We start from the raw sequence: 22,049 nt of genomic DNA on the forward strand, positions 1-22,049 counted from the left end.
CATATTCAACAATAAGGCTGAAAAGTCGAAGACTTGATTTCGAGATGTTTTGGGAGTTTAAGGTCGTTGGAGAAGGATTCGCTTTCCTGCGGGGGACCTGGCGAGCTTCCTCGGGCTATCGTCCTGTGGGATCTCGCCTAGCTCCTTCTCCCTTTACCGAAAAAGATTATCGAAATCGCCTTTATTTTACTTCCATGATTTGCGAGGAACCTATTACAATGCTGAATAATCGTATTTTCTATTCCAAAAGCACACTATTCAAGGGGAGTTTCGAGTTTCCTTTAAACACATGGTGGCTGGGAAAACGGTGAGACTCCTATGGGATGAACATGATCGGTGAGATCCCGCAAGGCGAATCCTGAGGAAGCCCACCACATGCCCATGGAAAGCGATCCGTTTTCCCAGCCGCCATAAACGTAATTTAAAGTCTCGAAACTGAGTCTTCAGCAAAAGGGAGCTTTGCTGTAAAACCAACAAGGAGTTTAAATAGAGCTTTTCTTATAGAAAAGGCCCTGCAAAAAGCAAGGCCTCCAATGATCAATCAGTTATCCAGTTTACGCAATTCCTGCTTGATTTCTGTTTTGGATTTCGTTTGATCGTCAATGTCTTTGATTTTTTTAGCTGGTGTTCCTGCCACAAGTGTATTCGGTGGTACATCTTCTGTTACGATGGACCCTGCTGCTACAACAGATCCTTCGCCTACAGTAACACCTTCAAGAACAACTGCGTTTGCACCGATCACTACCCCGTCTTCAATGACTACCGGGCTTGCGGATGGTGGCTCAATCACGCCTGCAAGTACAGCGCCTGCACCGATATGGCAGTTTTTCCCGACTGTAGCACGGCCGCCAAGTACGACGTTCATATCAATCATCGTGCCCTCACCAACTACCGATCCGATATTGATCATGGAACCCATCATGATGACACAGCCATCACCGATTTCAACCTGGTCACGGATGACAGCACCTGGTTCGATGCGAGCATTAATACCTTTCAAGTCAAGCAATGGAATAGCAGAGTTTCTGCGGTCATTTTCCACTACATAATCCGCAATGGCATCTTTATTATTTTCAAGCACCTGTTCGATGTCTTTCCATTCACCGAATAGGACACCGCTTTTTTCTTCGACGAAATCCTGTACGCTTTCCCCGAAGTCGATGCTCTTCAAGTTTTCCCCTTTCAAGTAAACTTTGACCGGAGTCGACTTTGTACTATTAGAAATGAACGATATAATTTCGTTGGCATCCATTTGTTTCATAATGACTATTCCTCCTTTATGGTATGTAGCATACTGCTTCATTTACTTTATCAAAGTGAATTCCTTGTGACAAGAATTTCACGTCTCTACCTATCATTTTGTCAGCTTGCTTTTTCTCCTTTAGGCAACAGGGTAATCAGCAGGAAACTGATGATTGCCAATACCAATAGACCCAAATAGACAAGATGCAGTCCGGAAGTCAAAGCGTCCTGCAAAACCTCCAGTGCGCTCGGTGAAAGGGCTTCCCGTTTTTCTTCATCCAGCAGCAGGTTGGTAGAATCAACATTCAACTCCTTGTCAAGTTCCGCTTCGTTGATGGCAGTCTGAATTCTGCTGTTGAGCATTCCCCCGAGTAATGCGGCCCCTACAGCGCTTCCTAACGAACGCATGAACATGTTAGAAGCGGTGGCGATGCCTCGTGTTTTCCAATCGACCGTGCTTTGAATCGAGACGATGAATGATGTTGTTGACAACCCCATCCCGACACCGATGAAAAACGAGCCTGTCGCTGCCCACACCGGGCCTTTTTCTGGCGACAATAAAAAGAAAAAGATGCCACCAATAATTAATGAAACGCCACCGATCAGAGAAGTTGTCCGAAACCCGATCCGCAGCAGCAGTTTACCCGCTAATGCAGATGAGATCGGCCAGCCGATCGACATGGTTGTCAAGGTGAAACCGGCTACGATGGCGGGCTTTTCCATTACCCCCTGGACAAATGCCGGCAAATAACTGGATACCCCGATCAAAATCATTCCTGTCGTTAAGGAGGTGATATTTGCGACAGATATGGAACGATGCTTCCAGATTTCAAATGGCATCATCGGAGCACTTACCCTTGTTTCCTGGAAGAAAAACAGGATGAATCCGATGAGCGACAGACTGGTAAGCAGCAGCATCAGCTGGGAATCCCAGGCGATCCTTACCCCTCCTTCTACGAGAATCAACATTAACGCACTGACGGCGATGAACATAAACACGGCACCGCCATAGTCGATTTTCCTATCTGTCTTGTCCAGGTCTTCATGAAAGAAAATGATGATGCCGGCCATCGCCAGCAATCCTAAAGGAATATTCATCCAGAACACGTATGGCCAGCTAAGTACATCTACGAAAAAGCCGCCGAGGGCTGGTCCGGTAACGGCTGAAATCCCCCAGACACTGGACAGGTAGCCCTGGATATTAGCCCGTTCTTCCTTTGTATAGATATCGCCGACAATCGTGGTCGCAATCGGCATCAATGCGCCAGCTCCAAAACCCTGTATCAACCGCGTGAAAATCAACATTTCCATCGAGACAGCAAACCCACTCAGTGTAGAACCAAGCAGGAAAACGGAAATTCCAATCATAAAAATCGGCTTCCTGCCGAAAATATCAGACAGCTTACCGAAAATAAGTACGGTAGCAGCATTAGTTAACAAATAGGCTGAAAACACCCAACTGTATAAACTGAACCCACCTAAGTCAGCTACGATACTTGGCATAGCGGTGGAAACAATCGTAGCCTCGATCGCAGCCAGAAACATCGCGAGCATGATTGATGCTAATACTAGTGGCCGTTTTAGCGTTTTTTTATGTATAACCGGTTCTTCCATAAAACCCCTTCTCTTTTCTATATTATATAAAAGAGGGGCTGACCCATTGGAGAGTCGAGCCCCGATAAATTCCTATACATTTGTTTTACCTCTCTACTTTGTCTCGAAAGAGGTGGGTTTGTGTGTGCAGATATCGATTCAACTGCTTTAAAATAGCTCTTCGCGTTAAAATGCCATCAAAAGAACCTTCTTCATCGGCTACGCATACAAATGGATTATCAATGACAGACTTTAACGCTTTTTCAAATGAATCATCCCTGTGAAGTGTGGGGATATCGGTTTTCATGACGGTGTTGACACACATCTCTGAGAGTTTGTTAAATTCGAATTGTTCGATTCCTAGTGTTTGTTCAATGATTGCCGCCTTGCTGATCGTTCCTTTAAGCGTGTAAGCAGGATCCAGAACAGGCACCGCAGAATAACCTGTCTTTACCAATACCAATAAAGCATGCTCTAATGGATTGCCTACCTGGACGTGTGCAACTTTATCAGCAGGTATCATAAGTTCATTTACTGTCGTTTGTAGCAACTGATCGTTTGGTACATTAATCATTTTTCAACACTCCCTTATCATCAAGCAGTTGAAGGAGTATACAGAATTAGCACAGCACAAAGCAAATAAGTTTCCCTTTACTAAAGCCTTATATCCCGCTTTTCATGTATAGCCTTTTAAGCCACGAAATATGCTACCCACATTATTTTAACATAATCCAGCAGAGCAAAAACTAATTTGGCCCAGAAAACTTAAAATTTCACATGTCTGACATCTCTCCGTAATTCTAGCGGATGTTTCCTTTTTCTACATTAATCACAATTTCCACTAATGTAATTTTATTACATTTCACACAATACCCCGGCTTCCTATAAAGCAAACAACATTTCGGACATTTATAAAACATACGAACACCCTTTTTCATAGCTTATGATGGAAGATGAGGTCGGGTGAGTCTCTAGCCATAACAGATAAAAGATGAGATAATAGATAGATAATTGATTGAAATTAAGGGGATGTCCTTTAAAAATGACCACTCACACGTTTACGAAACCGGAAGAAATCGCCAATACGATAACACATGGGATCGGAGCGATACTTAGTGTAGCTGCACTTGTTCTGCTGCTTGTGTTTGCCAGTATGGAAGGGAATCCATGGCACATTGTCTCAGTAGCCATTTATGGGGCTACCATGGTTCTTATGTATGTATCTTCCACCCTCTGTCACGGATTTCCAAAAGGAAAAATGAAAGACCTGTTTGAAATTTTCGACCACTCTGCGATCTATCTTTTTATTGCCGGCACCTATACACCTATTATGCTGGTTCCTTTAAGAGGCACATTAGGATGGACGTTGTTCGGCATCGTTTGGGGGATTGCCATTCTCGGAATTGTCTTCAAAGTATTTTTTGTTAAACGATTCGTGATGCTATCGACCTTGTTCTATATCCTGATGGGGTGGCTGATTATATTAGCCTGGGGGCCATTGACAGCCGAACTGCCAGCCAAAGGGATTACCTACCTTGTGGTCGGCGGGGTATTATACTCGATTGGAAGTATCTTCTATGTATGGCGGAGTTTCCCGTTCCACCATATGGTATGGCACCTGTTCGTCCTGGGCGGCTCGATTTTCCACTTCTTCACGATTTTCTTTTATATCCAATAGAATATACCTTTCTGCCCGCTACAGTAAAAAGACAACAGTGAGCATAGCTTCTAAACTATGCCCGCTGTTGTCTTTTTTCCATACTGTATTAAACATGGTTGCTTTTTACATAACAGACTTATTCAACTTTAGGGTCGTAAAGTCGAAGACTTGATTTCGAGATGTTTGAGGGAGTTTAGGTCGTTGTGAAAGGATTCGCTTTCCTGCAGGGGACCTGGCGAGCTTCCTCGGGCTATCGCCCTGTGGGACCTCGCCTAGACCTTTCTCCCGCGGGAGTCTCACCCTTCCCCCACACCCTTTGCCACATAAGTTACTCGAAATCGTGTTTGGAGAGTTCATCCCTTTTGTGAAGAAAATCCTATTACAATGCTAAATTGAGCGTGCTTTCCATTCCAAAAGCACGCTATTTTTGAAGTTTCGAGTCATTAATAAACGTATGGTGTCTGGGAAAACGGTGAGACTCCTGTGGGATGTACATGATCGGTGAGATCCCGTAAGGCGAAGCCTGAGGAAGCTCACCACATGCCCACGGAAAGCGATCCGTTTACCCAGCCACCATAATTGCTACCTAAAGTCTCGAAACTGTGGCTTCAATTAATGGGAGTAAAAATCAACATTGAAATTTAACTAATTTCCCAATGGATAGAGTTAGTGTTAAAAAGGGAATTGGTTGAGCCATTGGCCACCGTCGAGGGTCACGACTTCGCCATTCATATAAGAAGCTTTCTCTGACAAGATAAAATGCGCAAGGTCGGCTATTTCCTCAGGTGTACCAAGCCTTCGCAACGGAACGGATTGTAGCGTCCGCTTGGCAGCTGCTTCCGATTCAAACAGTTTGTCAGCGCCTCCCGTCCGTTCAATTGGACCTGGGGCGATGGCGTTAACCCGAATTCCATATTTCGACCCCCATTCGACAGCAAGCGTCCTCGTCATGCTAAGAACACCGGCTTTTGCAGCAGCTGAATGAATGACACCTGCCCCTGCATTCCATGCATAAGTGGCGACCATATTCAAAATAGAACCCTTGGTATCATTTTCAATCCAATAGTTCCCGACCGCGTGACTGCAATAAAACGTGCCATTTAATACGATATCGATAACGGTTTTCCAGCCATTTGCGGATAGCTTTTCTGCCGGAGCGATAAAGTTGCCGGCCGCATTATTGACTAAATGATCAATCCTTCCAAATGCAGATTCTGTTTCCATAACCATACGCTCAGCATCTTCTATTTTTCTTACATCCATCACAATCGTTAATACTTGAGCGGGGTCTTCACCGCAGATTTCCTGCTTTGCCGCTTCCAGCCGCTCTTCATTCCGTCCGGTTATGACCACATTTGCGCCTTCCTGGACGAACTTTTTCGCCATATATTTTCCCATGCCGCTGGAACCGCCTGTTACAATCACTACTTGACCTTCCATTACAACTCCTCCTTCACTATGTACCTATTCCATATCAAAAAACTGAATTCCTGTTCATTTTTCAAAATATATCAATCTATTTTCATTTTCGCGTTAAATCTAGCACATATCAGTCCGCATGCTATAATAACCTAGACTAAAAGAAACCCTTTTTGTCGTTCTATGAAACGTACATGCAGTAGAAAGGAAATCGATATGAGAATGAACCGGCGAAGTTTTATTAAAAGAACACTAGGAAGCCTGCTTGCCTTATTTGGGCTGAGTGGCGGGACCTATTACTATGCCAGATATATGGAACCGGATATGTTAACGGTTCAGGAAGAAACGATACAAAACCCAAAAATCCCCGATAGTTTTCAGAACTTTAAAATCGTGCAATTTTCCGACACGCATGTCGGCTTTCACTATAATCTGGAACAATTAGAGAAAGTAGTCGACCAAATCAATGGGCTTGAACCGGATTTAATCCTTTTTACCGGCGATTTGGTAGATAAACCGAACGCCTATGAATGGGATGGCCGAATTGTAGAAGTCTTAAAGAAACTGCAGGCGCCAAACGGCAAGTTTTGGATTTATGGCAACCATGATCATGGTGGTTATGGAACCGATGTCGTCAAAAAGAAAATGGATCAAAGCGGCTTCAAGTTATTAAAAAATGAAAATACCGCCATTAAAAAAGGCCAGGATTCATTTATCCTGGCCGGGGTAGATGATATTATGCTGGGCAAACCTGACATGGATAAGACGCTTGAAGGAGTATATGAACGGGAATTTGTATTATTAATGGTACATGAACCTGATTATGCCGATCATGCTGCCGCCTACCCTGTAGATGTGCAATTGTCCGGTCATAGTCATGGTGGCCAGATTCAAATCCCTTTCATCGGTTACCTGGTCACTCCACCCCATGCTGAAAAATATGTGGAAGGACGCCATACCGTTGGAGGACTTGAATTATACGTAAGCCGGGGACTCGGTACCACGAGACTCCCTTATCGCTTTTTGTGCAAACCAGAAATCACGCTCCATACCCTCACTAATTCTTAATCGTGAGTTACGACATTTTTGTGACAAGCGTGCAAGCAATAGAAACCCTCCTCCCTTCGTGTTACAATAAATGTCGGAATCAAGGGAAAGAAATTCACCCTGAAATGACATGCGAAGTAACAATGTTGGAGGTTACAAAGATGAAAAAGCTTTATATGCTGGCAATCCCCTTTTTCGCCGTGCTGCTATTCCTGTCAGCTTGCAGCCAGGAAATTGAAGGCAACATGTCGCGGGACGTGCAGGAATTTTCTGCGATTAACCAGGATGGCGAAAAAAGAAGCCTGGAAGACTATAAAGGGCAATATTGGGTAGCGGATTTTGTTTTCACAAACTGCGATACGGTGTGTCCTCCGATGACAGCTAATATGTCTCGTCTCCAAACCATGATGGAAGATGAAAATATCACAGATGTTCAACTTGTATCCTTCAGTGTGGATCCGGAAAACGACACCCCGGAAGCACTGACAGAATTCGGGGATAAATTCTCGGCTAATTATGACAACTGGGACTTTTTGACAGGATATGAATTTGAAGAAGTACGTGAGCTTTCCATCAAATCATTCCAATCCATGCTTGAAGATGTTCCAGATTCCGATCAGATGAGTCATGGCACACGTTTTTACCTCGTAAATCCAGAAGGTGAAGTGATCAAGCATTATAAAGGGACACAAGCTGACTCAATGAAAGATATCCTGGAAGATTTAAAGAAAACTCAATAACTGATAAAGGCGCACCACTTTGTGCGCCTTTCTATTTATGGAATCTAATAAAACGGAAGAAAGGAGTGCGTGGAATGAAAGAAAAACACACGCTTACCGACCAGGAACTTGCTGAATCTTTATTTATCATCAACCGGCATGCCAAAACTGCACCGGATCCAAAAGAATTATATGACATAAAAAAGCACACCATTCAAAAGCTTCTGAATCAAAATCGTGCCAAAAAAGTCGGGTTACACTATTCGGATCATCCAAAACTAAGCCAGCAGCATTCCACTTTACTGATTCAGGTTGCCAATTATTATTTTCATATTCCAGCCCAGAAGAAGGATTTTCAGGAGGTTCAACATTTAGGGAAACTAGACCAGAACTATCGTAACCCTAGACCCCGGCTGTCGCTTTCACGAGCAAAAAAGAACCTTTACCGGTATTTGAATTGGAAGCCAGCTGCATCTAAACGCGATTCTCGGCCCCGTCCAAACTCCTATACTCCATCCTCCTACCTTGGCAGCATGAATTTCAAGCCATGGAACCAACGAGGTAAACGAACCAGGTGAATATTCCCCCCAGTATGATGATTACCTGCTTTTTTCCACCGATAGAAAAAACTTCCGATCTTTGCGATCGGAAGTTTTTTATTTTTTTGAGCCTTTTATTTACCATTTTTAGTAAAAGAAAATCCTGCTACACCCCCTCTGAATAGGCATTCACCTACGTTTCAAATTCTTTGCCCGAAAATTTTTAAAAAAAATTTTAAAAATCAAAATGCTGGTATCTCAATAATGTAAGCGTTTACTATTTATCTGATTTATCTAAACTATCAGAAAATTCGTTTTTTCCTGTTGACTGCCTCCAAATAAGGGCGTATAGTAATCGTCAAATTCAAAAAAAATTAGTTTTTCAAAGCTAATCAATTAAGCAAGTGAAGCAACATTCCGGGCCCTCAAACAAATAACATATTTTCTTCGATGGGCTCATAAATTTCACAAAAATACTTTATGGATTTTAAACATTAATTAGTTAAAGAGAGGAGTGCAAAAGAATGAGTAACCAATGGATTTACCTCAACGGCGAATATGTTACCAAACAAGATGCAGTCGTATCTGTTTACGATCATGGTTTTCTTTACGGAGATGGGGTGTTCGAAGGTATTCGCGTCTATAGCGGAAACATCTTCAAATTGGATGAACATCTTGACCGGTTATACGACTCGGCAAAGTCCATCATGTTGAATATCTCTTACACGAAAGAGGAGTTCCAGGACATTATTGTCGAGACTGTCCGTAAAAACCAGTTGGACACTGCGTATATTCGCGTCGTTGTATCCCGTGGTCCAGGAGATCTCGGGCTGGATCCAAATAAGTGCTCAGAACCTCGGATTGTAGTCATCGCGGAAGCACTCGCTCTCTTCCCGAAAGAACTTTATGAACGAGGTGTCAGGCTGGCATCGGTCGCAAGCCGAAGAAACCGTGCTGATGTATTGCCTCCGCAAGTGAAATCATTGAACTATTTAAATAATATTTTAGTGAAAATGGAAGCAAACCAGGCAGGTGTCGATGAAGCATTGATGCTGAATGATCAAGGTTATGTCACGGAAGGATCTGCAGATAACGTCTTCATCGTCAAGAATGGAGTCATTAAAACTCCTCCCGTCTACCTGGGAGCGTTAGAAGGTATTACGAGAAACACAATCATCGATTTAGCGAAGCAATTAGGCTATGAAATGCAGGAACAGCCATTTACCCGCCATGATGTCTATGTGGCAGATGAAGTATTCCTTACAGGAACCGCAGCAGAAGTTATCGCTGTCAATGAAGTGGATTCCCGGGTGATCAACAACCGTAAACCTGGAAAAATCACCAATCACCTGCTTTCCGAATTTCGTAAGTTAACGACAGAAGATGGCGTAAAAGTCTATGACTCAAAAGAGAAAGTCCAAGTAAGCTGATAACAGACAAATCCATACCGTTAACTCCATGACGGGAACAAAGGAATAAGCCACTGTATTCACAGAGAGCCGGGGTTGCTGGAAGCCCGGAAATACACCTTATTCCGACATCCTCCCTGAGTGTCGGACTGAACGATTTTCTACTAGGTCCGGCCGGGTGCCTTCCTGGCACCTGTTACTAAAAGAAGCTGTACTGGTTCAATATGCAGCTTCCTAAGGCAGTATTTGCAAAAATACTGTAAACGAGGGTGGTACCGTGAAAAGCGAAAGTCTTTTCTCCCCTCTTGATCCACAGGATAGTTCGACGTGGAAACAAGAGTTGGGGGAAAAGGCTTTTTTCATTGCTTATAAAACCCAAATTTCAATTAGGAGGGATTTAAAAAATGAAGGTAGAAGCGAAGCCGCACTACGAAAGTCAAACCAAGCCAAAGTCAGGTGCGGACCTGCTCGTGGATGCATTGATCCAGGAAGAAGTCAAAACCATTTTCGGATATCCAGGAGGTGCCGTGTTACCGATTTACGACGCCCTGTACCGTTCAGGAGATGCTTTCCATCACGTTCTTGCCCGGCATGAACAAGGTTCCATCCATGCTGCTGAGGGATATGCACGAGTAACTGGTAAGCCTGGCGTCGTCATCGCCACATCTGGTCCGGGAGCAACGAATCTGATTACCGGCATCGCTGATGCCATGATGGATTCCCTCCCTATTGTCGTATTCACCGGTCAGGTAGCACGCGGCGTCATCGGCACAGACGCTTTTCAGGAAGCGGATGTCATGGGCATAACAACCCCGATCACCAAACACAATTATCAGGTCCAGGCGCTATCGGACCTGCCGAGAATCGTTAAGGAAGCTTTTCATATTGCTTCTACTGGCCGTCCTGGCCCAGTCGTTGTCGATATACCAAAAGATATTTCAACAGAAGTTGATGAAAATCCGCCAAGTGTGGATTTCTCACTTCCAGGATATCAACCTAATTTGAAACCGAATCCGCTGCAAATCAAGAAGCTGACAGATGCCATGGCACAGGCGAAGAAACCAGTACTGCTTGCTGGCGCCGGTGTCCATCACGGAAAGGCTTCCGAGGAACTGAAAGCATTTGCGGAGAAGCATTCCCTTCCTGTCGTAAACACGTTGCACGGGCTCGGTACTTTCCCTGGCAGCCACTCCCTCTCATTCGGAATGGCGGGGATGCACGGCACCTATGCCGCCAACATGGCACTTTACGAATGTGATTTGCTTATCAATATCGGCTCCCGTTTCGATGATCGTCTGACGGGAAAATTGGAACATTTCGCACCGAAAGCCACTGTTGCCCATATTGATGTCGATCCAGCGGAAATCGGTAAAAACGTACCGACTCAAATACCGATTGTTTCCGACTCCAAAGCGGCATTGGAAGCTCTACTGAAAAATTCCGTATCTTCCCCATCAACGGAAGAATGGTACAAAAAGCTCGATAACTACCGGGATGAATATCCGCTCTGGTACAACAATCCGGATAGCGACATGGTACCGCAATGGTTGATGGAAAAGATCCACAGTTATACGAACGGAGACGCAATTGTTACAACGGATGTCGGCCAGCATCAAATGTGGGCCGCTCAGTATTACAAACTGGAAAAACCGAACCGCTGGGTCACGTCAGGAGGACTTGGAACGATGGGCTTTGGATTTCCAGCAGCAATCGGTGCTCAGCTTGCTGCACCGGACGATAAAGTCGTAGCTGTCGTCGGCGATGGCGGCTTCCAAATGACACTGCAGGAGCTTTCTCTTCTTCAGGAAATGAAGCTTCCAGTAAAAGTGATCATCGTCAACAATCAGGCGCTGGGAATGGTGCGCCAGTGGCAGGAAAGCTTTTATGAAAAACGCTATTCCGAATCCTTAATGGCGACTCAGCCTGACTTCGTAAAACTTGCAGAAAGCTACAATGTGCAAGGTATGAAAATCGAATCTCAACAAGACCTGGAGGCTAGATTACCTGATGCACTGGCTAGTGATGAACCAGTCGTCGTTGACTGCCGGGTACTGCAGCAGGAAAACGTCTATCCGATGATCGCTCCAGGCAAAGGAATTCACGAAATGATCGGGGTGAAACCATGAGAAGAATCGTAACAGCCACCGTACAAAACCGAAGCGGCGTATTGAACCGTGTGACCGGCTTACTGGCGAAGCGTCAGTTCAATATCGAAAGTATTTCTGTCGGTCGTACGGAAGCGGAAGGCATTTCAAAAATGACGTTCGTCGTCGACGTCGAGGACGAACGGAAATTGGAACAGCTGACCAAGCAATTGAACAAACAGATCGATGTCCTCAAGGTTTCAGACATTACCGATAAAGCGATTGTTGCCAGTGAGTTAGCTCTCATAAGGGTGGTTAGCAACGCACAAATCAGAAATGAAATCCAGGGTATCATCGAGCCTTTCCGGGCTTCGATCATTGATATCAGCAAAGACAGCCTGACCGTTCAGGTTACAGGTAAACACGAAAAAATCGAAGCATTGATCGACCTGCTTCGCCCTTATGGCATAAAAGAGCTGGCACGGACCGGACTTACCGCCTTCCTCCGCGGCCAGCAGCCACAAGTAGCAGAAATGAAAAACTACTCAATATTAAAATAATAGTTTATTAGCATTGTTGATTCACTTTTAGGCATGGGAAACAGCGACACTCCTGCGGGAAGAGCAAGACTGGCAAGACCCCGCAGGGCGATAGCCTGAGGAGGCTTGACGTCTTCCCCGCGGAAAGCGAGCTGTTTCCCCCGCCTCCACTTAAGATATCAACAATAAATTACAAATAATAAAAATTTGGAAGGATGATTAATCATGGCAAAGGTACTTTATCATAACGACATTAACGAACAGGTATTGATGAACAAGAAGGTAGCAGTTGTAGGATACGGCTCTCAAGGTCACGCACATGCACAAAACCTGAAAGAAAGCGGACATCAGGTAGTTGTAGGCTTAAGAAAAGGTAAGTCCTGGGACAAAGCGGAACAAGACGGCCAGGAAGTAAAAACCGTACCGGAAGCAGTCGAAGAAGCAGATGTCGTCATGGTACTTCTACCCGACGAACACCAGCCGAAAGTTTTTGAAGAACAAATCAAACCGAATCTGCAGGCTGGAAACGCACTGGTTTTCGCACACGGATTCAATGTCCATTTCAACCAGGTCGTCCCTCCTGCTGACGTCGACGTATTCCTAGTAGCACCTAAAGGGCCAGGACATCTGGTACGCCGGACATTCGAAGAAGGCGCAGGCGTACCGGCATTGATCGGTGTTGAACAGGATTATACCGGCGAGGCAAAAGAATTGGCACTTGCCTACGCAAAAGGCATCGGCGCTGGCCGTGCTGGTGTACTGGAAACAACCTTCCAGGAAGAAACCGAAACAGATCTGTTCGGAGAGCAAGCTGTCCTTTGCGGTGGCCTTTCCAACCTTGTCAAATCCGGTTTTGAAACACTTACAGAAGCAGGCTATCAGCCGGAAGTTGCTTACTTCGAATGTATGCACGAACTGAAATTGATCGTCGACTTGATGTATGAAGGCGGACTGGAAGGCATGCGTTATTCCATTTCCGACACAGCACAATGGGGCGACTTCGTATCCGGACCGCGTGTCATCAACGATGAAACCAAAGCCCGCATGAAAGAAGTACTAAGCGACATCCAGACAGGTAAATTCGCTAAAGGCTGGATCATGGAAAACCAGGTCAACCGTCCAGAATTCAATGCCACCAATAACCTGGAAAATAACCATCAAATCGAAAAGGTGGGACGTGAATTACGCGAATTGATGCCGTTCGTCAAGCAGCAGAAGAAACAAAAACAGGAGGTGTAAGCTCATGACCCATGTGAAGGTGTTTGATACCACCCTTCGTGATGGTGAACAATCAGCCGGAGTCAACCTGAATAAACTTGAAAAAATCGAGATTGCCAAACAACTGGAACGATTTGGCGTAGATATTATGGAAGCTGGCTTCCCTGCTTCTTCCGAAGGCGAATTTGAAGCGATACAGCAAATCGCTCGCACGATCAAGAATGTTTCTGTCGCAGGATTGGCTCGCGCAGTTAAAAGTGATATCGATACAGCATGGGAAGCTTTAAAGGATGGTGTGGAGCCTCGTCTCCATATCTTCCTTGCCACCTCCCCCATTCACATGACCTATAAATTGAAGAAAACACCAGAAGAAGTACTGCAGACAGCAGTTGAGACAGTCGCTTATGCGAAACAGAAATTCCACCATATCGAATGGTCAGCTGAAGATGCTACGCGTACGGACATCGATTTTCTTGTCAAAATCGTAGAAGCCGTTATCAATGCCGGGGCTACGGTCATCAATATTCCAGATACGGTCGGATATACGACTCCAGATGAATACGGAAAGCTATTCCGTCATTTGAAAGAAAATGTTCCGAACATCGACAAGGTAACCCTTTCCGCCCACTGCCATGATGACCTTGGCATGGCTGTCGCGAACTCCATCGCAGCCATTGAAAATGGAGCGACCCAGGTGGAAGGTACGATCAACGGCATCGGCGAACGAGCCGGCAATGCCTCCCTTGAAGAAATTGCGGTTGCCTTGAAAATTCGTCAGGACGTCTATCCGTATACAAACGGATTGAACTTGAAAGAAATCAAACGTACGAGTGACATGGTCAGCAAGCTGACCGGCATGATGATTCCTGGAAACAAAGCAGTGGTCGGCCGCAATGCCTTTGCCCATGAGTCCGGTATCCACCAGGATGGTGTTTTGAAGGAAGCTTCCACTTATGAAATCATCACACCGGAAATGGTTGGAGTAAAATCGAACAGCATGGTACTTGGCAAGCATTCCGGGAGTCACGCTTTCAAAGAAAAAGTTCATGAACTGGGTTATAAATTCAACGATGCCAAAATGAAAGAAGCTTTCATGGCCTTTAAGCAATTGACGGCTAAGAAAAAAGAAGTAACCGACGATGACCTGTTCACCATTCTGATGGAAACACAGGTTGACAGTGTCACCATCAAGAAATATCAGTTGGAAGCTTTCCAGGTACAATACGGATCCGCCAACCTGCCGACCGCTACTGTGGCATTGACGACACCGGAAGGAAAGAGACTGGAGCATGCCGGCACAGGCCAGGGTAGTGTGGAAGCAATCTACAATACACTCGAAAGTCTGGTTCACGAAGAAATACATTTAGAAGATTACCAATTGAGTTCGATTGGTAAAGGGCGCGATGCACTTGCAGAAGTTCATGTGAAAATGACGGTTAATGGTACGGAAACCGGCGGACGTGGTACGGCGCAGGACGTATTAGAAGCTTCCGCTAACGCATTTTTAAATGCAGTCAATCGAGTTTTCGTCACCCAGCATGTCGAAGAACAATCACAAGCGCACGTATAAAGAACACTACTATTACTGAGGGAGGAAATTTTATGAAAAAGCACATCGTCCTACTTCCTGGTGATGGAATCGGCCAGGAGATCATTGGTTCAGCTCGTGCGGTTTTAGAAGAAATTGCAGAAAAGTTCGGTCATACGTTCACATTTGAGACGCATGCCATCGGCGGTACAGCGGTCGATGAGCATGGTACTCCCCTTCCGCAAGAAACCGTTGCAGCCTGTAAACAGGCGGATGCAATACTTTTAGGGGCAGTCGGAGGTCCGAAATGGGATGACCTCCCTTCCCACCTCCGTCCAGAAAAAGGACTGCTGGGTATCCGAAAAGAACTTGGCTTATTTGCCAACCTTCGACCGGTCAAAGGGTTTAAGAAGCTGCTTGGCTCCTCCCCACTTAAGGAAGAATTAGTAGAAGACAGTGACCTGTTGATCGTGCGCGAACTGACCGGAGGCCTTTACTTTGGAACACCAAGTGAACGTCAGGAAAATGGCCAGTCTGTTGTCGATACCCTTTACTATGAACGACATGAAATCGAACGGATCGTCGACAAAGCGTTCCAAAGCGCCCGCCTGCGCCGGAACCATTTAACTTCCGTCGATAAAGCGAATGTACTGGAGTCCAGTAAGTTGTGGCGCGAAGTCGTGGAAGAGAAAAAAGCAGATTACCCGGATGTCACTGTCGAGCATATGCTGGTCGACGCTGCAGCTATGAAACTGATTCAGAATCCAGCTCAGTTTGACGTCATCGTGACAGAGAATATGTTCGGTGACATTCTAAGTGATGAAGCTTCTGTGTTGACTGGATCCCTTGGCATGCTGCCATCTGCCAGTCTTCGCAGCGATGGCGTTGGGCTATATGAGCCGGTTCACGGTTCTGCCCCGGATATCGCCGGACAGAATATCGCCAACCCATTGGCAATGATTCTATCCACTGCGTTGATGCTCCGTCATTCATTTGGAATGGATGAAGAAGCATCCTGCATTGAAAAAGCGGTCGAAGACGTGGTTGACCTTGGCTACCATACCAAAGACTTGAAGATAACCAACGGCATTGAAACTAATACGACCAACATGACCCATAAGGTCGTGGAATATATGTCACAAAATGATGCATGCAGCTGTATCATGAGTGCCTACGCCTGATTACACAATGTGAGGAGTGAAAACATGACCCAGCCGAAAACGATTATCGAAAAAATCTGGAACAATCATATCGTCCATCAGGAGCCTGGCAAGCCTGATCTTCTTTATATCGATCTGCATTTGATCCATGAAGTCACTTCTCCCCAGGCTTTTGAAGGACTAAGAATGAAAGGGCGGAAAGTACGCCGCCCTGAATTAACTTTTGCGACCATGGATCATAACGTTCCGACGAAGCAGCGTCATATCATTAAGGATGAAGTCTCGAAAAAACAAATGCACACATTAAAGGAAAACTGCGAAGAGTTCGGTGTCCCGCTCGCTGATATCGACCATCCCGATCAAGGGATCGTCCACGTCATCGGCCCGGAACTTGGGCTGACACAGCCTGGTAAAACAATTGTCTGCGGGGATAGCCATACCTCCACGCACGGCGCGTTCGGTGCCCTGGCTTTCGGGATTGGAACCAGTGAAGTGGAACATGTCCTCTCTACTCAGACTCTTGGGCAGGCACGACCTAAAACGTTGCAAGTGAAAGTAAATGGCAAACTTGGCACCGGCGTCACGGCGAAGGATTTGATTTTAGCAATTATAGCAAAATACGGGGTTCGCTTTGGTACCGGCTACGTCATCGAATATACAGGAGATGCAATCCGTGAGCTATCTATGGAGCAGCGCATGACTGTCTGCAACATGTCGATTGAAGCAGGTGCCAGAGCCGGTCTGATTTCTCCAGACGATACGACGATCGATTACCTCCGCGGCAAACGCCATGTACCGGATGGAGAAGCTTTTGAACAGGCTGCAGCAGATTGGCGTGCCCTTGCGACCGATGAAGGTGCAAGCTACGATGCAACAGTAGAAATCGATGCAGATAAAGTCGAGCCACAGGTCACATGGGGTACGAATCCTGCCATGTGTGTTCCTGTCAGCGCCAATGTTCCTGATCCTGCCAGTCAGGAAAAAGATTATGAACAGGACGAAGTTCAACGCGCCCTGGATTATATGGGACTTGAAGCCAATCAGCCGATTGATTCTGTTGAAATCGAGCATGTGTTCATCGGCTCCTGTACCAACTCACGGTTGAGCGATTTGAAAAGAGCAGCCGACATCGTTCGCGGTAAGCAAGTGCATGAAAAAGTGACCGCGCTCGTCGTCCCAGGCTCCAAAACGGTTAAAGAACAGGCAGAAGCTGAAGGCCTGGATGTCATTTTTAAAACCGCAGGGTTTGAATGGCGCGATGCAGGCTGCAGCATGTGTCTGGCGATGAATGACGACATCATTCCGCCGGGAGAACGCTGTGCCTCTACTTCCAACCGGAACTTCGAAGGCCGGCAAGGAAATGGCGCCCGTACCCACCTGGTCAGCCCGGAAATGGCAGCAGCCGCTGCTCTCGAAGGACATTTTGTGGATGTCCGCCAATATACCAAAACAGCACTGAATGGATAGGAGGTTAATTCCATGGAACCGATACGCGTACATTCCGGTCTTGTCTATCCGATGAACCGGGCTAATGTTGATACCGATCAGATCATCCCAAAACAATTTTTGAAGCGCATCGAACGGCAAGGCTTCGGCCAGTTCCTTTTCTATCATTGGCGTTTCGATGAAGAAGGAGAAAAACGCGACAGCTTTACGCTGAATGATGAAAAATATAACAATGCTTCGATTCTGGTGGCCGGCGACAATTTTGGCTGTGGTTCTTCACGCGAACATGCGCCGTGGGCAATCCTGGATTATGGTTTCAGGGTTGTGATTGCTCCGAGTTTCGCTGACATCTTTTATAACAACTGCGTCAAAAATGGAATTCTGCCTGTACAATTAAGTGAAGATGAAACACAGGCAATCATCAAAAAAGCCGAACAGCAAAAGCTTGAATTGACCATCGATTTAGAAAAGCAGCTGGTCGTTGACGAAGAAGAATTCAATTTCAGTTTCGATATCTCTGATTATCACAAGCAGATGCTTTTGAATGGCTGGGATGAAATCGCCGTCACATTGACGCATGAAGACAAAATCACCGCCTACGAAGAACGCCAGCAAATTACCGGATGAATTTTATGATAATGAGTCCGAGAAATCAACAAATAAAATTTTAAGGAGTGTGAAGACATTGGGAATTCGTTATTATTAACCAAGGTGGCGGATGCAATGGAACAGCTATCCTCTGTTGTGCATCGTACCCCGCTCACCACTTCAGCGACATTGAATGAACAAACAGGAAAAAAAGTGTTTATGAAGATGGAGAACCAGCAAAAGACAGGCGCTTTCAAAATCAGAGGTGCCAGCTATAAAATCTCACAATTGACGCAGCATGAAATGAAGCGAGGGGTGATTGCTGCTTCCGCCGGCAATCATGCCCAGGGGGTTGCCCTGGCAGCAGCTAAACGTGGCATTGAGGCTAAAATCTTTATGCCAGCCAATACTCCAAAAGCAAAAACGAAAGCAACAGAAGGCTACGGGGCTAAAATTGTGTTGACTGGAGAGTCGTTCCAGGAAGCTTACGAAGCGGCCGTCCAGGAACAAAAACGATCACAAGCTGTTTTTATCCACCCTTTCGATGATCCCGATGTCATGGCAGGACAAGGAACCATCGCCACCGAGATGCTGCAGCAACAGCCTTCCCTTGATACACTGATCGTCCCTGTAGGAGGGGGCGGTTTGATCAGCGGAATCGCTTTTGCAGCAAAAAATATCAATCCGACCATCAAGGTGATCGGCGTACAGGCAGAAGGTGCAAGTGCGACTTACAACAAATTTCATTCTAAAGGGGTAACTTCCCTCCCTTCTGTCTCTACCATTGCTGATGGAATCGCCGTCAAACGTCCAGGTGAGCTGACCTATCCTATTATCCGTAAATATGTCGACCATATCGTGACTGTCTCTGATCAACAGTTAGCGGCAACCATGGTCCACATGCTGGAACGGGAAAAGACGATGGTGGAAGGTGCCGGTGCTGCAGCACTCGCTGCCCTCCTTTCCTATCATGAAAAAATCAACTCCACACAATGTGGTGTGGTAGTAAGCGGCGGCAATATGGACATTGCTAAATTGCCGTCGATACAATCATTATCACAGCAAAAAAAATATCAGGTCGTATAAATGTACAGGCAGCCGAAAATCGGCTGCCTGTTTTACTGAGCTATTTTTCCTATTTTCAAAGATAGCAGATTAACGCCTGCTTTCTTGTGGTATGTACAACACTAAAGGAGGCATTCGATTATGTTAAAATACATTCTAGCAGTATTGCTGCCGCCTTTAGCAGTATTTATGGCAGGCAGACCAATGTCAGCATTAATGAATTTAATTCTTACAGCGATTTTCTGGATTCCAGGTGCGATCCACGCTGTCTTAGTTGTACGTAACAAAGAGATCGGCACCGTTTAATAGAGGAACATGGCCCCTGTTTTCAGGGGCTTTTTCCTTTTACATAGGGCCTTCTAATGCATACAATGGTAACGAGGAAGCATAGACTAGCCTATCAGGAAAAAGGAGCGTGGAACATGAGGACAGCGAACCCGACGTTGAATGACAATATATTTGGCAGGCAGCGGGCTAAATCAGGAAAACGGACAATGACACTAGCAGGAACCGTGAATAAAGTGTTCATCCTTCTTTTTATCTTGATGGCGACTGCTTATTATACATGGAACCTCTATTACAACAATCAACCGGTGACGATTTATATCTGGATCGGCCTTATCGGTTCGTTGATTTTTGCTTTGATAACCGCCTTCATACCGAAAGCAGCTCCAGTTACGGCACCGATCTATGCTGCACTGGAAGGATTATTTATCGGGGCTATTTCAGCGCAATATGCAAACTTATATGAAGGTATCGTCATCCAGGCAGCACTGCTTACAATGATGACCTTATTCGCTTTGCTGATCGCTTATAAGCTGCGGATTATAAAAGTGACGAAAAATTTCCGGTTAGGCGTTTTTGCTGCCACGCTCGGAATTTTCCTCGTCTATTTGCTGGATATTATCCTTCGAAGCTTTACATCGATCCAGGTGCCATTGCTGCACGAATCAAGCCTGCTTGGGATCGGAATCAGTTTGTTCATCGTCGCAGTCGCTGCATTGAACCTCGTCCTTGATTTCGATTTTATTGAACGGGCTTCCAACCGCGGCGTTCCGAAGCACATGGAGTGGTACGGAGCTTTCGGATTAGTGGTCACCCTTGTCTGGCTGTACATCGAAATGCTCCGGCTATTAGCTAAATTAAGAAACCGTTGATTTGTTCCTGCAATCAGTTTCTACCTGGTTGCAGGTTTTAATTTTTCTACTAAGAGGAAGATAGTTGGTAGAGGAGGTAGATAAGAAATGGATGAACTGAACGATTTTCTCTATCAACTGAAACGGCATATGCAATATACAAGTGAACTTAGGGACGCGTATGAAAAGCTACCTGTACATCAGCAGGAGATTGTCAGAAATGCTTCCCCAAGGAATGAATCACCGGAAGACCTTTCGAAACACGCCTACCAGTGGCACGACAACCTGTTCAAAGAAGTCGGCAAATAGAATCACAAAGCAAAGTCAGAAAAGGCTGTGCCTAAATGGCACAGCCTTTTGGTTATGTATCATAGGCTTTTACTGGACAGGATACCTGTTTACTAGAAATGAGGTACAGCTTACTAGACATTTCATTGCACTTACTGGACATTCCTTAAGATTTTCTAGACATGCTAAACGGTTACTAGACAATTAGAAAAAATCATACATCATTCCGGATGATTAAATAAATGATCAGACCGATGATTGGAAAAAATAATGTACCAATCAGGATGATAAGGGCATACTCCTGGCTCTTCCCTTTTCTCTGGGAATCACGATAGGCCCAAATGCTGGTCACAATATTCAACACGAATAACAGAAGTACGAAGAACACTCCGAAAAACAGAAAGCCACCCATTTCCATCATTTGTTACTCCCCCTTTTCTCTCCCATCCTATTATCGGTTACTTGGAAGTATGTTTCAATATTAGAAAAGTGCAAGCGCCCTGAAAGACACGACACGATTGATTTTACAGTTAAGCTGCCATTTGCTGAAGACTCAGTTTCGAGAGAAACTGTTTCCATTTCGGTTATGAGCGTTTAGAGGGCCGGGAAATCACTCGCTTTCCATGGGCGGACAGTGAGCTTCCTCAGGCTTCGCCTTGCGGGATCTCACCATGTCCTATCCTCCCATAGGAGTCTCGCAATTTCCCGGCCCTCCTTGCGTTTATATGAGAAACGGAAATATCAGGAGGCAGAATCGTTCCAACATAGTAACAGCTGAGGGCTTATTTTCTGCATCATTGGGCTTTTCAAGCAGTAAATGTGTAAGATACCTTCTTATAACATAGGGTTCGTTAGTCAAAATACGGGTAGGGTGGCGGCGAAACGGTGAGACTCCCTCCGGAAATGTTGATACATCAAGGGTTGTAACTTGTCTTTTATCTTTCAAAAAAATTTTTGCCTACAATTATCTGTCGGTTTATTCCTTTTCTTCAATTTTAAGGAAAACAAGGAGACGCGTTGCGTTTCCTAACTTTATTAGGTCATCCTTTTTGTATAAATCGATGCACCTTGGATCCCTGCTTTCTTATGAGGACGTACCCTCCCATGTCTCTTGGCGTCGTGCGCCTACATTCCTTCGTTTGGTCTCATCATAAGGCAGAGGCCGGCTTTATTCTCCCGTATAGACTCGTAGTCTGTTGTCTCACTTTGCGCCAGCTTCTCCGTGTCATCTTATGGGTAAGAAAATATAGGTTACGCTGCCTGTTGAAGACAGTGGAGGTCCTGTTTCATTCGGTCCTCATTGAAGTGAACCTGGCGGTTCGATAAACCAAAAAAGATCTTTAACAGTTTTCCGCAAAGCACGACCATT

At 45.4% G+C, this 22,049-nt stretch carries 21 protein-coding genes; 16 read left to right on the forward strand and 5 right to left on the reverse strand.

The features are described from left to right. Positions 1-541 precede the first annotated feature (541 nt). The 3 genes from dapD to cbpB form a co-directional block, all read right to left on the reverse strand. Complete coding sequence (gene dapD, locus ACGTN9_RS16980; protein ID WP_499594952.1) at positions 542-1,261, reverse strand: 2,3,4,5-tetrahydropyridine-2,6-dicarboxylate N-acetyltransferase; 720 nt, start codon at positions 1,259-1,261, stop codon at positions 542-544. Positions 1,262-1,362: 101 nt separating this feature from the next. Next, positions 1,363-2,856: an MDR family MFS transporter gene (locus tag ACGTN9_RS16985; protein WP_499594955.1), complete on the reverse strand. Its 1,494-nt coding sequence runs from the start codon at positions 2,854-2,856 to the stop codon at positions 1,363-1,365. Between the two features lie 85 nt (positions 2,857-2,941). Further along, positions 2,942-3,409 carry a cyclic-di-AMP-binding protein CbpB gene (gene cbpB, locus ACGTN9_RS16990; protein ID WP_499594957.1) on the reverse strand — a complete coding sequence of 156 codons (468 nt, stop codon included), beginning with the start codon at positions 3,407-3,409 and terminating at the stop codon, positions 2,942-2,944. 468 nt (positions 3,410-3,877) lie between these two features. Between cbpB and trhA the strand changes: the two genes are divergently transcribed. Further along, the gene (gene trhA, locus ACGTN9_RS16995; RefSeq protein WP_499594959.1) at positions 3,878-4,513 is read left to right on the forward strand and encodes a PAQR family membrane homeostasis protein TrhA; all 636 of its coding nucleotides are present in this window, start codon (positions 3,878-3,880) and stop codon (positions 4,511-4,513) included. Positions 4,514-5,167: 654 nt separating this feature from the next. Here the strand turns inward: trhA and fadH are convergent. Next, a complete protein-coding gene (gene fadH / locus ACGTN9_RS17000; protein WP_499594962.1) occupies positions 5,168-5,935 on the reverse strand; it encodes a 2,4-dienoyl-CoA reductase in 768 nt (255 codons plus the stop codon). Positions 5,936-6,097: 162 nt separating this feature from the next. Here fadH and ACGTN9_RS17005 point away from each other — a divergent pair, with 162 nt between their 5' ends. From ACGTN9_RS17005 to ACGTN9_RS17075, 15 genes are all read left to right on the forward strand, one after another. Further along, a complete protein-coding gene (locus tag ACGTN9_RS17005; protein ID WP_499594964.1) occupies positions 6,098-6,982 on the forward strand; it encodes a metallophosphoesterase in 885 nt (294 codons plus the stop codon). Between the two features lie 140 nt (positions 6,983-7,122). Further along, the gene (locus ACGTN9_RS17010) at positions 7,123-7,701 is read left to right on the forward strand and encodes an SCO family protein (protein ID WP_499594966.1); all 579 of its coding nucleotides are present in this window, start codon (positions 7,123-7,125) and stop codon (positions 7,699-7,701) included. A 74-nt stretch (positions 7,702-7,775) separates the two neighbouring features. Then, the gene (locus ACGTN9_RS17015) at positions 7,776-8,258 is read left to right on the forward strand and encodes a YkyB family protein (protein WP_499594968.1); all 483 of its coding nucleotides are present in this window, start codon (positions 7,776-7,778) and stop codon (positions 8,256-8,258) included. A gap of 485 nt (positions 8,259-8,743) precedes the next feature. Continuing rightward, positions 8,744-9,649, forward strand: coding sequence for a branched-chain-amino-acid transaminase (ilvE, locus tag ACGTN9_RS17020; protein ID WP_499594971.1), 906 nt, complete (start codon positions 8,744-8,746; stop codon positions 9,647-9,649). Between the two features lie 383 nt (positions 9,650-10,032). Continuing rightward, positions 10,033-11,754, forward strand: a complete 1,722-nt coding sequence (ilvB, locus tag ACGTN9_RS17025; RefSeq protein ID WP_499594973.1) for an acetolactate synthase large subunit — start codon at positions 10,033-10,035, stop codon at positions 11,752-11,754. Further along, on the forward strand, positions 11,751-12,272 hold the full coding sequence (gene ilvN, locus ACGTN9_RS17030) for an acetolactate synthase small subunit (RefSeq protein ID WP_062445571.1): 522 nt from the start codon (positions 11,751-11,753) through the stop codon (positions 12,270-12,272). Before ilvB ends, ilvN begins: the two co-directional genes overlap by 4 nt. A 204-nt stretch (positions 12,273-12,476) precedes the next feature. After that, positions 12,477-13,490, forward strand: coding sequence for a ketol-acid reductoisomerase (gene ilvC, locus ACGTN9_RS17035; protein WP_499594976.1), 1,014 nt, complete (start codon positions 12,477-12,479; stop codon positions 13,488-13,490). 4 nt (positions 13,491-13,494) lie between these two features. After that, positions 13,495-15,039, forward strand: coding sequence for a 2-isopropylmalate synthase (locus ACGTN9_RS17040; protein WP_499594979.1), 1,545 nt, complete (start codon positions 13,495-13,497; stop codon positions 15,037-15,039). Between the two features lie 32 nt (positions 15,040-15,071). Further along, positions 15,072-16,178, forward strand: coding sequence for a 3-isopropylmalate dehydrogenase (gene leuB, locus ACGTN9_RS17045; protein ID WP_499594982.1), 1,107 nt, complete (start codon positions 15,072-15,074; stop codon positions 16,176-16,178). Positions 16,179-16,202: 24 nt separating this feature from the next. After that, positions 16,203-17,624 carry a 3-isopropylmalate dehydratase large subunit gene (gene leuC / locus ACGTN9_RS17050; protein WP_499594985.1) on the forward strand — a complete coding sequence of 474 codons (1,422 nt, stop codon included), beginning with the start codon at positions 16,203-16,205 and terminating at the stop codon, positions 17,622-17,624. A 12-nt stretch (positions 17,625-17,636) separates the two neighbouring features. After that, positions 17,637-18,230: a 3-isopropylmalate dehydratase small subunit gene (gene leuD, locus ACGTN9_RS17055; protein ID WP_499594988.1), complete on the forward strand. Its 594-nt coding sequence runs from the start codon at positions 17,637-17,639 to the stop codon at positions 18,228-18,230. A gap of 96 nt (positions 18,231-18,326) precedes the next feature. Continuing rightward, positions 18,327-19,277: a threonine ammonia-lyase gene (ilvA, locus tag ACGTN9_RS17060; RefSeq protein WP_499594992.1), complete on the forward strand. Its 951-nt coding sequence runs from the start codon at positions 18,327-18,329 to the stop codon at positions 19,275-19,277. Positions 19,278-19,397: 120 nt separating this feature from the next. Then, a complete protein-coding gene (locus tag ACGTN9_RS17065) occupies positions 19,398-19,562 on the forward strand; it encodes a YqaE/Pmp3 family membrane protein (protein WP_499594995.1) in 165 nt (54 codons plus the stop codon). Between the two features lie 116 nt (positions 19,563-19,678). Next, positions 19,679-20,413, forward strand: a complete 735-nt coding sequence (locus ACGTN9_RS17070) for a Bax inhibitor-1/YccA family protein (protein ID WP_499594998.1) — start codon at positions 19,679-19,681, stop codon at positions 20,411-20,413. Positions 20,414-20,500: 87 nt separating this feature from the next. Beyond that, the gene (locus ACGTN9_RS17075; RefSeq protein WP_499595001.1) at positions 20,501-20,701 is read left to right on the forward strand and encodes a hypothetical protein; all 201 of its coding nucleotides are present in this window, start codon (positions 20,501-20,503) and stop codon (positions 20,699-20,701) included. A 193-nt stretch (positions 20,702-20,894) separates the two neighbouring features. On the opposite strand, the gene ACGTN9_RS17080 is transcribed toward ACGTN9_RS17075, so the two are convergent. Beyond that, positions 20,895-21,101, reverse strand: coding sequence for a PLDc N-terminal domain-containing protein (locus tag ACGTN9_RS17080; RefSeq protein ID WP_499595004.1), 207 nt, complete (start codon positions 21,099-21,101; stop codon positions 20,895-20,897). Between the last annotated feature and the right edge of the window lie 948 nt (positions 21,102-22,049).

Source organism: Halobacillus sp. B23F22_5 (assembly GCF_043497085.1).
Taxonomy (GTDB): Bacteria; Bacillota; Bacilli; order Bacillales; family Halobacillaceae; genus Thalassobacillus.

What these genes read in the sequence shown, in the direction of transcription:
- dapD (WP_499594952.1), bottom strand. Translation starts at nt 1,261, where the DNA reads ATGAAACAAATGGATGCCAACGAAATTATATCGTTCATTTCTAATAGT.
- ACGTN9_RS16985 (WP_499594955.1), bottom strand. Translation starts at nt 2,856, where the DNA reads ATGGAAGAACCGGTTATACATAAAAAAACGCTAAAACGGCCACTAGTA.
- cbpB (WP_499594957.1), bottom strand. Translation starts at nt 3,409, where the DNA reads ATGATTAATGTACCAAACGATCAGTTGCTACAAACGACAGTAAATGAA.
- trhA (WP_499594959.1), top strand. Translation starts at nt 3,878, where the DNA reads ATGACCACTCACACGTTTACGAAACCGGAAGAAATCGCCAATACGATA.
- fadH (WP_499594962.1), bottom strand. Translation starts at nt 5,935, where the DNA reads ATGGAAGGTCAAGTAGTGATTGTAACAGGCGGTTCCAGCGGCATGGGA.
- ACGTN9_RS17005 (WP_499594964.1), top strand. Translation starts at nt 6,098, where the DNA reads ATGAAACGTACATGCAGTAGAAAGGAAATCGATATGAGAATGAACCGG.
- ACGTN9_RS17010 (WP_499594966.1), top strand. Translation starts at nt 7,123, where the DNA reads ATGAAAAAGCTTTATATGCTGGCAATCCCCTTTTTCGCCGTGCTGCTA.
- ACGTN9_RS17015 (WP_499594968.1), top strand. Translation starts at nt 7,776, where the DNA reads ATGAAAGAAAAACACACGCTTACCGACCAGGAACTTGCTGAATCTTTA.
- ilvE (WP_499594971.1), top strand. Translation starts at nt 8,744, where the DNA reads ATGAGTAACCAATGGATTTACCTCAACGGCGAATATGTTACCAAACAA.
- ilvB (WP_499594973.1), top strand. Translation starts at nt 10,033, where the DNA reads ATGAAGGTAGAAGCGAAGCCGCACTACGAAAGTCAAACCAAGCCAAAG.
- ilvN (WP_062445571.1), top strand. Translation starts at nt 11,751, where the DNA reads ATGAGAAGAATCGTAACAGCCACCGTACAAAACCGAAGCGGCGTATTG.
- ilvC (WP_499594976.1), top strand. Translation starts at nt 12,477, where the DNA reads ATGGCAAAGGTACTTTATCATAACGACATTAACGAACAGGTATTGATG.
- ACGTN9_RS17040 (WP_499594979.1), top strand. Translation starts at nt 13,495, where the DNA reads ATGACCCATGTGAAGGTGTTTGATACCACCCTTCGTGATGGTGAACAA.
- leuB (WP_499594982.1), top strand. Translation starts at nt 15,072, where the DNA reads ATGAAAAAGCACATCGTCCTACTTCCTGGTGATGGAATCGGCCAGGAG.
- leuC (WP_499594985.1), top strand. Translation starts at nt 16,203, where the DNA reads ATGACCCAGCCGAAAACGATTATCGAAAAAATCTGGAACAATCATATC.
- leuD (WP_499594988.1), top strand. Translation starts at nt 17,637, where the DNA reads ATGGAACCGATACGCGTACATTCCGGTCTTGTCTATCCGATGAACCGG.
- ilvA (WP_499594992.1), top strand. Translation starts at nt 18,327, where the DNA reads ATGGAACAGCTATCCTCTGTTGTGCATCGTACCCCGCTCACCACTTCA.
- ACGTN9_RS17065 (WP_499594995.1), top strand. Translation starts at nt 19,398, where the DNA reads ATGTTAAAATACATTCTAGCAGTATTGCTGCCGCCTTTAGCAGTATTT.
- ACGTN9_RS17070 (WP_499594998.1), top strand. Translation starts at nt 19,679, where the DNA reads ATGAGGACAGCGAACCCGACGTTGAATGACAATATATTTGGCAGGCAG.
- ACGTN9_RS17075 (WP_499595001.1), top strand. Translation starts at nt 20,501, where the DNA reads ATGGATGAACTGAACGATTTTCTCTATCAACTGAAACGGCATATGCAA.
- ACGTN9_RS17080 (WP_499595004.1), bottom strand. Translation starts at nt 21,101, where the DNA reads ATGATGGAAATGGGTGGCTTTCTGTTTTTCGGAGTGTTCTTCGTACTT.